Annotated in this window: 8 protein-coding genes; all 8 read right to left on the bottom strand. The window is 45.8% G+C overall.

The genetic code is table 11. From position 1 onward, the window contains the following. The coding region (locus tag VIP81_RS17570) for an ABC transporter permease (RefSeq protein WP_331963753.1) at positions 1-758 on the bottom strand (758 nt) is incomplete at its 3' end. Then, positions 758-1693: an ABC transporter ATP-binding protein gene (locus tag VIP81_RS17565; RefSeq protein WP_331963750.1), complete on the bottom strand. Its 936-nt coding sequence runs from the start codon at positions 1691-1693 to the stop codon at positions 758-760. The genes VIP81_RS17570 and VIP81_RS17565, both read right to left, overlap by 1 nt. Positions 1694-1722: 29 nt before the next feature. Continuing rightward, positions 1723-2478, bottom strand: a complete 756-nt coding sequence (locus VIP81_RS17560) for a hypothetical protein (protein WP_331963747.1) — start codon at positions 2476-2478, stop codon at positions 1723-1725. A gap of 27 nt (positions 2479-2505) precedes the next feature. Beyond that, the gene (locus VIP81_RS17555; RefSeq protein ID WP_331963744.1) at positions 2506-3966 is read right to left on the bottom strand and encodes a RagB/SusD family nutrient uptake outer membrane protein; all 1461 of its coding nucleotides are present in this window, start codon (positions 3964-3966) and stop codon (positions 2506-2508) included. Positions 3967-3976: 10 nt separating this feature from the next. Then, positions 3977-7279: a SusC/RagA family TonB-linked outer membrane protein gene (locus tag VIP81_RS17550; protein ID WP_331963741.1), complete on the bottom strand. Its 3303-nt coding sequence runs from the start codon at positions 7277-7279 to the stop codon at positions 3977-3979. Positions 7280-7506: 227 nt separating this feature from the next. Continuing rightward, positions 7507-8718, bottom strand: coding sequence for a FecR family protein (locus tag VIP81_RS17545; protein ID WP_331963738.1), 1212 nt, complete (start codon positions 8716-8718; stop codon positions 7507-7509). Between the two features lie 63 nt (positions 8719-8781). Beyond that, on the bottom strand, positions 8782-9369 hold the full coding sequence (locus tag VIP81_RS17540) for an RNA polymerase sigma-70 factor (RefSeq protein WP_331963735.1): 588 nt from the start codon (positions 9367-9369) through the stop codon (positions 8782-8784). A 223-nt stretch (positions 9370-9592) separates the two neighbouring features. Then, the coding region (locus VIP81_RS17535; protein WP_331963732.1) for a hypothetical protein at positions 9593-10820 on the bottom strand (1228 nt) is incomplete at its 5' end.

The following is a 10820-nucleotide window of genomic DNA, read 5'->3' as shown; positions in this document are numbered from 1 at the left end:
GTTTTGATGATGGTAAAGATGATAAAAAGGGATGTAATACTGAAGAAGTAAACGAGGTCCTTTGTAGTAATCAGGCCACCCAGAAAGCTATCTACCCTTCCCGAGCTGGAAAGAAAATAAGTGACATCCCGCACATAATCCGTTCCCTGGAACATCATACCTAAAGTGGAGAACAGTATCAGCACCACAAATGTTCCGATCCCGGCAACAATCGGGTACGAAGTTAAACTGGAAATAAACATCCCTACCGCCACATACATAGCCGCCAGTAAAAAGAAGCCCAACACCATCGATATGATATGCAGGAACTCTACATGCTTAATAGAAAAAGTCAATACGATCAGCTCCACCAGGAAAATCAGGATCATCAGGCATACAAAACTGTACACACCCAGAAACTTACCCATGATGATCTGGCGTGTTTTCACCGGCGATGAATGAAGCAACTTAATGGTTCCTCCGGCATATTCACGGTTGATCACTCCCATGGTCAACAACGGAATGTACAAAAAGAAGATCATCAGCACCGTATCGAGTCCCTTGCCGACCACCATTTTGGTCAGCGGCATATTGAGGAACCCACTGAAAGCATCGCCCTGTAACTCCAGCATGGCGTCCTGCTGTACAGCCATATCTGCCAGGTTTCCCATGACGATGCCTGCACTGGACATCAGGAATAAAATCAGTATAAACCATGCGATCGGTGAAAAGAAAAAGTATCGTAATTCCGCCCGCGCTATATTAAAAACTACTTTCATTATTGTAAGATTGAAGAAGAATTTGATGATAATTGTTTGAATACGTCGTCCATACCGGAAGATTCAGTGTGAATAGCAGTGAGTCTCCAGTTTTTCTCAGCACTCTTCCGCACAATTCTTTCCGCGAGATCGTCGTTAGGCTGGAACCAGATCCGGCATTTGTTATCCGGCAGCAACTCTACTTTCTGCACATCTTCTATGGCCATCAATTCTTCGGGCGCAGGCATATGGAGCATTCTGGCCACCATAGTATTGGGTTGGAGGATGTTATTAAAGGCGTCGAGCGTATCAGAAAATACCACCTGCCCGGCTTCGATCATGATGATCTCTTTAGCCAGCAGGTTAATTTCCGACAGTACATGCGACGATAATAATACGGCACGGTCCTGCGCAATTTCTTTTATCAGTTTCCTTGCTTCAATGATCTGGTTAGGATCCAGACCATTGGTAGGCTCGTCGAGGATTACCACTTTGGGTTTGTTGATGATAGACTGCGCGATACCTACGCGCTGGCGATATCCACCCGACAGGTTTTTTATAAGACGTGACCGCATCTGCGTAATGGATGTTTTTTCCAGTACTTCATCTACTGCTTTTTTTATCAGGCGCTTATCCATCAACCGTAGCTGCGCGGAATATTCCAGGTACTCCTGCACGGTGAAGTCCATATACAGGGGCGCCTGCTGCGGTAAAAAACCGATCTGTTTTTTATATTCAATAGGATTGTCTTTGATGTTCAACCCATTGATGGAAACATTGCCTTCCGTTTGCAGCAGGGTACCGCAAATGATATTCATCGTGGTAGACTTACCGGCTCCGTTAGAGCCCAGCAGTCCTATAACACCGGTATCATTGATCTCAAAATTTATTTCGCGTATGGCCCAGGAACTGGCATACTTATGCGATAGGTTTTCCACCTTTAATATAGGCTGCATATAGTGTTTCTTATGATTTAAAACTTGGATTAATAATGACCAATGCTGGTTGCCCGGGCCGAAAAAACGCCCTCGGAGGTCCAGGTACCGGTTACCAGCATCGTACGTGCCTTAAACAGCCAGTTGACATTTGGCGTAGTAGTACCCTGTAAAATATTTTGTTGAGTCAAGGTGGCCAGCGTAACGCCGGTTGCATGATCTCTTACCTCGAAGCGGTAGTTCTGTACCGCAACGTTGGTAGGGACTTTTATAAAATCGGACAGTTGTTCATAGGCCAGATTGGAGACGATAGTTCCGGGCACCGGCTCCAGCTCTAACACATCGATGGGACGGTTATCGAATAGATTAATGATCCGAAGATTGGCCACACTATCATTCACGTTGCGGGAAGGAAGTTGTTCTTTTACAGTTTTTTGTTTTACCTGTGTGGGACTTCCGTACACAAAATGCGTGAAGATTCCGCCAGGTTCAAGTTTCAGGCTGGTTTTCAGGAAGGGCTTATTTGGCTGAAGCGTATCGTTGTTCCTGAACAACGTAAGCGGCAGGTCCATTTTATCGGTGGCATAATCAAAAGAGTTACCCGTACCTACATAAGAAAGTCTGATGTAGTATTTGGGCTGTGAAGTCCCAAAATAGGTGGTCAGGAAGGAGGTATTGTCGTTAATGCCATTTACGATCGTCAAAGACGCCGGAAATATCTCTTCCGGTGCGGCCTTCTTACAGGAAGTACCGAGCAGCATAATGCCTCCCGCTAACATACCCGCTTTGAAATATTTTTGAAACATCTTTCTTGATTTAAGGTGGATCATGTTTTAGTTGTAGCCGATATTTTGTGAGAGATTGTTAGCCCAGCGAATTTCGTCCGGAGGAACCGGGTATAGCAACTGATACGCATTCCATGGTTGTTTGTAAGATATCGTTGAAAGCACGTCCGAAGCTTTGTTCGTCCTTTTGAGGTCCAGCCAGCGGTGTCCCCATTCAGCAAACAACTCTATGCGCCTTTCCTGCGCGATGGCACCTGTTACCTGTTGATCGGTTAAAGTATAAGGCAAACCATTCAACCCGGCGCGCGCCCTGATGATATTCAGATCATCTATCACGGCATTTTTATTGGCCAGGCTCCGCAACATGTTCGCTTCTGCCCTTATCAGGTAAATTTCCGCGAGCCGCATCACCACATAATATTCGGACATGGTTCCTCCTACCACATGGTTGTTCATATTGATCTTGTACTTGCCCGCAGCAAAACCGGCAGGTGTATATTGACTGCCGGGGATGGCTGTTATCCAGGCAGTTTTTCTGTTATCACCTGCTTCGAATGCATTCAGCAGCATTGGGGAGAGGTAACGGGTTGTCATACTATACCCTTCGGGCGTGGCATTACCGCGTGTCGGCGAAATATCGGTTTGTTTCAATTGGAAAATAATTTCCCGGCTGGATATACCGAACACGTTGTTCAGATTTTCCAGTTGGAACAGATCTGCGCGGCCAATCACCTCATTGGCATTCTGCCAGGCTTTTTCATAGTCTTTGGTAAACAGGTATACCCTTGCCAGCATTGCCTTCACATACCATTTATTGATACGAATGCGCTCCGTGTTGTTACCATCGTAATTTTCGGAAAGATATCCCGACGCCTCTTCCAGGTCACTGATGATTTGCTGATACACGGTGGCAGGGCTGGCAGAAGGGAGTTTTTGTGTATCGTTATAATCGATGGATAAGGCGAGTGGAATTTTTTCGAACAGGTTCACGAGGTAAAAATAGCTCATGGCTCTTACGGCCATCGCTTCGCCCAGCACCCTTTTCCGGGAGGCCTGTGTAAACTCTTTCGATGTAGCACCTTTCACACCTTCTATCAGTGCATTGGCATTGAAGATGCCTTTATAAGCCGTCTTCCATATTTTCGTGGAATAGCCTGTGTTCTGTAATGTGAGCCTGGCAGCCGTTTCCGCATAGTAAGGGTACCCTCCGCTGAGCGAGGGTGCATATAACTCGTCCGCCGAATGCGCGGCAGCCTGTGTTATCCCTCCTGCACTGTATAGATCGCTGCCCAGTTCCCCGTATGAATAAACTTCGGCCGCTCCTCCGTTGATCAGATAAGAATACAAACCATTGAGCGCAGTGGCAGCCTGCTCGTCGTTCTGGAAAACCTCGCTGGTAGTGATCGAATTGATCGGGTCCTTTATATCCAGCAGCTTATTGCAACCTGTTACCAACAGGCCTGACAATAGCACACCGGCAGCAGTTATATTGAAAGCAAATTTTTTCATACAATTGATTTTAGAAGCTTAATCTCAGGTTAGCGGCAATTCTTCTGATCTGCGGCGTAGTGCCCAATTCAACATCCGACAGTCTGTATTGTGAGAGTTTGAAGATCTTTGATGAATTCAGGGAAACTGTACCCTGCGTCATGCCCACCTTTTTTATCCATGCTACCGGCAGCGTATAGGCCAGGCTAAGGTTGTCCAGGCTGAAATAGGCGCCTTTGGCATAGTAGGTATCCGATCCGGAAAGTCCGCCGGTGTAAATGCTGGAATACCTTTGGTAAAGCGCTTTGTCGCCCGGTTGCTTCCAGTGCCTGTTTGCGATCTCGTCGTACAATACCCCGTTAGCCTTACCGCCATATCCCTGGTTAAGCAAATCATCCTCGACCAGGGAATTTTCGAAGCTGAATTGTGCATCCAGCGACAATACCCGCTTGAAGTCTATGCGGAACCCTGCACCACCGAAATATTTAGGGTTGAGATCTATCACCTTGTAATGATCGTCCAGTTCTGTATCCGGGTAGTTCACCCCCATCCCGGCCGGCATGGTCCCATCCCCGTTATGGTCCTCAAACACCGCTGTTCCTTTCATTGGGTTGATACCGATATAGTGCGAGTAGGATTTGGCCGTTACGGAAGCCCCAATCTTGTAGGTTTCCTTATAGGGAGAATCTTCCAGCCCCGGGAAAGCCACCAGCGTATTCGTATTCCTGCTTACCTGGAAACGTGCCGTAATACCCCAGGTATTAGTATTCAGGATGGTTGCATCCAATATCAACTCTAATCCTTTGTTGCGGATCACTGCAGGCCAGTTGCCCATTACAGCAGCAAAACCTGTGAATGCCGGCGTGGTAATGCTGGTGAGTTGTTTTCCGTCGCTGTTGATGTAGAAGTTACCTTCAATATTCAACCTGCTGTTAAGAAATCCCAACCGGGCCCCCACTTCGAACTTGCTGGCGCTGGACCAGCTATATTGCTGGTTAACGGGTTGTACGAGCGTATAAATGGTTTGACCATCGTAGTCCGGCAATTTGTCAAATGCATCGGTTGGAACGTTCGACCAGCGCGAGAGGTATTGGTAATCACCCACATTGGCATTGCCCATCACACCATAGGTAGATCTGAGCTTTACAAACGACAGCCAATTCATGTTAGCGTTCTTAAACCATTTTTCGTTTGATAAAATCCATGAAGCGCCTACAGATCCGAAGTTTCCGAAACGGGACCCGCTACCGAAACGCGACGAGCCATCTCTTCTGCCATTCAGATTAACCATGTACTTACTTTCCCAGTCGAAAGAAACCGTTGCCATCAAAGAGGCAATTTTCAGCGGAACAAAATTATTTGACGATTGTACCATTTGCGCATTGGCGTAGCTTTTGATGAGGTTATCGTTAGAGAACATCATTGCCATCACCCTTACCAAATCCTGATCTGCATAACTGTAATCTCCTGCCACAGAAGCAGATACCCTTGCTCCACCGAACAGTTTAACATAGTTGATACTTGGCCTTACCAGCAGGCTTTTTCCGGAACCATTACCAAAAACGGCGTAGTTAAAAGGATTGTACAAGGGATCTTGTCCGGCTTTAGGCACATAACTGCCGCCTTTATTAGAGAAAAATTCCCCGCTAACGCGAACACCCGCCGTGAAGTCCTTGAATATTTCATACGTAAACCCAAGATTGGTTTGACTTTTGAGCGTTTGATTTTCTCCCCAGCTCTTAATATCCTTGAATGGATAATTGCTTACAGACTGGTCTCTGTACGGAACAAAATTATATTCCCCGTTGGCATCATACATGGGTGGTGCATTGGGCGCCAGCGAGAAAAAGTCTATCGAAGCGGCAGTTTCATTATTGGAATAAGTATTATTAGAAGAAAGTTCCACCGCGAACTTGCCGTTCGGACTACGGTGATTGAAAGACATTCCCACCGTTAAACGATCGTTCCCCCTGCCCTGGTTGTACATTTCCGTGGTGGAAGTATATCCCACACTGATACGATAGGTATTGAGCAGCAGGCCACCTTCCACACTCAGTTGCACATCGTTCGACTGTGCATTTTTGAAGAAGGTGCGTTGCCAGTCGGTATAGGCTTTCTGGTCCCAGATCGTGAGATCCGGCGCACTCAACTGGGTAGGAAGCACTGCATCATTCATAAATGCTTCCTTTCTTACAGCCAGGTATTGCTCTGTGTTCATCATATTCATGTAACGCTGCACGCTTGAAAACACTTTGGAGTAGCTTACATTAAACCTGGTAGGTCCCGGCTTTCCCTTTTTGGTGGTGATCATGATCACTCCATTTGCACCCCTGGAACCATACAACGCAGTGGCATCCGCATCTTTCAGCACGTCCACACTCTCAATGTCCAGCGGGTTAATCATGTACAAAGGGTTTTCGGACATCGAATAACCGCCCTGAACAGGTTGATTTGCACCGTATGGATTAACGGATAAAGTGGCAATAGGTAATCCATCAACAACATACAGTGGATCTGTATAACTGCTCTCATTCAGCACATTTCGTCCGCGCAACTCTACTTTCCTGGCCCCGGCCGTATTGGCCGATTGGCTGATATGGAGGCCGGGCACACGACCTGCGAGCGCATCCAGCACATTTACGACAGGTTGTCTTTCGATATCACTGGCTTTCACAGTGGTAATATTGGCTGTGCCAGTCCTTTTATTGGTAGTACCCAACACCGTGACCTGTACTTCATCCAGTTTGTTTGTGGAGAGCACCAGCTCTATATTGTATGCCCTGCCAGCAATGATCGCTTCCGTAATTTTAAACAGATGGTCAACATACCCGATATAGCTGATGCGCATTTGATCGCCCAGTCTTACCGGCACCTGGGCCGACCCGCTTCCGGCGGTGAGATAGTTCCGCTTGTCGGTAAGATTACTGATGGTGGCGCTGCCCATTGGTGTATAACCGGGCGAATAGACATAAACATTGATCAATTCGGGTTTCGCCGGCACCGAATCAACGACGGGGGCGCTACCTGCAGCCAGCTTGAAGTCTTTCGGCGATACCAGGATATTTTTATCGATGATCTTGTAGATCAGTGACTGGTTTTCGAATATCTTGTTGAGAAATGCACCCAGGTCCATTCCCCGGGCACTGATGGTGACTGGCTTTGCTGCAGACAAAGCAGTGGCCTTGTACAGGAAAACATATTCGGTTTGCGATTCTACTGCTGCAAACACTTTTTCCAGTGCCACGTTTTTGCCATTAAAATTGATACTCTGTGAAAAGCCTCTGGCAGATACCTGCAACAGGGCAGCGGTAAGTAAAAAGAATGTTAGTTTCATCACTAACAGAGATTTGGTTGAGCTACGTTTCCGTTCATGGGGAACCCGTATGCAATAAGAAATAATTAGCATAGATTTGCATCAGCCGCCCCTCTCATGAGGGACGGAATGTTTAAGTGAATAAATAAGCAGTCTTTAACCTGATTGTGATTATTACCTTACCTGAACATCTACCGGGAGTGTCGCAAGCACTTCCGGTTTCGTTTAAGCAACGTCTGTTACTATCGCTATCTTACATACAAAACATTCCCCTTCAGTTCATAATTAACATCCATCGTTTCCAACACTTTTAATACATTAGACAAATTGGTATTGCGGTGCATTTTTCCTTTGAAGATGATATTCTCCGGTTTTCCAACGTATTGTACATCTATATTGTACCATCTTTCCAACTGACGCATTACACTGTATAAATCCATGCCGTCAAAAATAAATAAGCCATTTTTCCAGGCGATAATATTATCAGCATCCGGCGTTTCCGTTATGCTCAGTGTAGCCCCCTTTGATGTTTCCGGCCTGCTTAAAATCCCTGTCTGACCGGGTATCAGCACCTGTGGCTTAGGGGCGTACGTACTGCCAGGCAGCGGTGTTATTTTCACCGCACCCGTTAACAGTGTTGTGCGGATTGTTTTTTCATTATTGTAGGTGTTGACATCAAATGAAGTGCCCAGTACTTCCAGTTTCATCTGATCGGTTTCCACTACAAAGGGTTGCCAGCTCCTGGCGGCTACTTCAAAATAAATTTCCCCGCTGATTTTCACCCTTCGCTCCTTTCCCTTGAAAGCGACCGGATATTGTATAGAAGATGCTGCATTCAGCCATACTTCCGTTCCATCGGGAAGAATGACGTGGTACTGCCGGCCTTTAGGTGTGGTAATAGTATTAAGGGCTGCCTCGTCTGTGGCGGCAGAAGCATCGTATTTAAGTTCATTGTTCTTCAGCGAAATTTGCGTCCCGTTCTGGGTAGCGATTTTTCCTTCGCCCAAACTGTCTAAGACCATTTGTGTACCATCTGCCAATGTCAGAATAGCGCCGTTTTTACCTGGTAGAATCTCGTTCCTGGCGGTTTTCCCACCAAACCGGTCGCCATTTTGTGCGTTGTGTGTCAGCAGGAAATAACCCGAAACACCTATAGCTAGTACAAATACAGCAGCAGCCCATTTCCACATGTGAAGGACCTGCATACGGCGTATGTTTGATGTTGCAGGCTTGTTGGAAAGAAAACGTTCCAGCGCCGCGGTTTCATCAAAACGGGCCATAGCACTCACGTTTTGCTGTTGTATGTCAGGATTGTTCACTTCCGTCCACAACTGCCGGTTTTTATCGCTGGCCGCGATCCACGCATCCAGCTCATTCTGTTCGTCGGCCGTCAACAGGCCTTGTTGCGAACGGGAGATAAGCCCTGCAATGAGGAATGGATCGTTTGAAGAAGACGCCATGTCTAATGTGTTTATTTTATTACAACGCGGTATTCCGATCGTACTAAAGGAAGTGAAAAAAAATTATGAGTGGGGGGAAAACAACAGGAATAAAGTAATTACAACCGGTGACAGGCGCATTCTCAGCAGCTTCATGCCCCTGGTTTTCTGATTTTTAACTGTTTGGAGGGAAATAGAAAGGATGTCGGCGATCTGTTCGTTTTTCAATCCTTCGATGTAACTCATACGAACGATCTTCCCGCATTGTTCGGGCAGGTTGCTGATCTCCCGGTAAATGACCCTGAAAACTTCCATGCGGATGATGTCCAGGTTCTCTTCTGTGATCACCTCTTCCTGTTCATGAAGAAATTTAGCCTGGCGTTCCTTACTATGCTGTGCCCCTTTCAAAAAATTAAGGGCCGCATTACGCGTAGCTTTGTACAGGAAGTCTTTCAGATGCCGGAGATCCTCGAAAGCATGTGGCTTCTGCCATAATCTTTCAAAAACATCCTGCACAATATCTTCGGCATGCCCAGGCTCACCGATGATCGATTCGGCATAGTGGCAAAGCGCGTTATAATACTCTTTAAAGATGTAAGAATAATGCAATGTATCACCCGAAGTCAATCCCTGCAACAGCTGATACTCATTATAAGAAGATTTCCGCGACAAATTGCACCCCGATTTTAGTTGAAGTGTAAAAGTAATTAAAAAATTAAGCTATAAAAATGCAATTGACGAGCGGGACTTTGGATTTGCAGAAGATCAGGGGCAGTAACTTATAGTTGTCTGCCTTTCATATGGGAAAAATTTTTCAGTAGCGTCAGGTTTATCATTGAATAAACGCAAGCGGGAATATTCAGCGGCGAGGAGGGATAAAAGCTTAATGGGCAAATTAATTTCCATTTATTAAATTATTCTCAATAATCAAATCTTCACAGTCCTCTGTAGATACTGATACCTCTCCTGGGAATCGGTTACCGGAGATGTGCAATCCTTTAACCCCTTTAGCCGTAATGAACGGACAATTTATGACTCCCCTGGATGCTGTTGGATTAGTCTTTGCCTGCCCAACAAACTTATTTCCTATAATACGTATGTTTTCATGGACCGGACCATCGGGTTTTACAGTTTGCGGAGCGATATCTATACCGCAATTGAGAAATGTATTATTCCTGATTAATAAATCACGCACGGGTCCTGATTCCCACCATTTATTAGCGTCATCCTCAATCAAAACACCGGGCATCAGGCTATTTATGCTGTTACCTTCAATAACTATTTTACCACGGGAAGTCGCAAGTATCCCGCGACAGGAAGCTAGTTCTATCAGGTTGTTGCTGATCATAATATCGGCATGCCATGAAAGATTATCTACTACATCTCCTTCGTTAAATACCGGTGTAGGCCCATCTAATGTAACAATCCAGTTTTTTCGCGTAGTGTCACCCGGCATAACTTCAATCGCAATCACTTTACGCCGTGGGTTGTTTTTTATTTCGCACAAAGTTAGATGATTGATAACCGCCATCTCATCCCCGGGAGCACAGGGCGCAAATCCATAGGTCTGCCCTTGCATGAATCGCAACTGCAATTTATTATCCGCTGGTTTTCCTACAACGCCCATATTTATTCCATGGTAATTTATTCCATCGTCTCCTGCTCCCGAAATATTACAGGAATCTATTAAAATCTGACCACGGCAATTGGCAAAGTGAAACACATCCATACTTGCCGGAGTAACCCGATATGTATTTTCTGGCGGAGCAATGTTAACCCGTCTAAAACTAAGATTCTCTGTAAACTGGCTAACGAATGACATATTAGTCATTGCATTAATTTCACAGTCATAAAATGAAATATTCCTGCTGCGGGCATTATGAAAGCTCAGCAAGTCGTGAAGGATGTGCCGAAAGCCGTACGATTTTCCTTTTTCTAAAACGCAGTTCCTTTTTGCATAAGTAAGGCGTACTTTCCCTTTTTCAATATCACTGGCGAAAGCAGCATCAAATGGAGACCACCGATCGAGCCGTTTCGACTTCCTTGTTTCTAAATCGGCTTCCTGTGCCATACTCCAACCATAACCAACATCGCCCGTCCACTCAAACTTCCCATTTTTAATC

Origin of the sequence: Chitinophaga sp., assembly GCF_036566945.1 — a bacterium.
In the GTDB taxonomy this organism is placed as follows: domain Bacteria; phylum Bacteroidota; class Bacteroidia; order Chitinophagales; family Chitinophagaceae; genus Chitinophaga.
The sequence above is the reverse complement of the archived record's forward strand: the minus strand, read 5'-3'. Positions and strand labels throughout refer to the sequence as shown.

Excerpts from the sequence above, each read along its gene's own strand:
- VIP81_RS17565 (WP_331963750.1), bottom strand. The coding sequence starts at position 1,693 with ATGCAGCCTATATTAAAGGTGGAAAACCTATCGCATAAGTATGCCAGT.
- VIP81_RS17560 (WP_331963747.1), bottom strand. The coding sequence starts at position 2,478 with ATGTTTCAAAAATATTTCAAAGCGGGTATGTTAGCGGGAGGCATTATG.
- VIP81_RS17555 (WP_331963744.1), bottom strand. The coding sequence starts at position 3,966 with ATGAAAAAATTTGCTTTCAATATAACTGCTGCCGGTGTGCTATTGTCA.
- VIP81_RS17550 (WP_331963741.1), bottom strand. The coding sequence starts at position 7,279 with ATGAAACTAACATTCTTTTTACTTACCGCTGCCCTGTTGCAGGTATCT.
- VIP81_RS17545 (WP_331963738.1), bottom strand. The coding sequence starts at position 8,718 with ATGGCGTCTTCTTCAAACGATCCATTCCTCATTGCAGGGCTTATCTCC.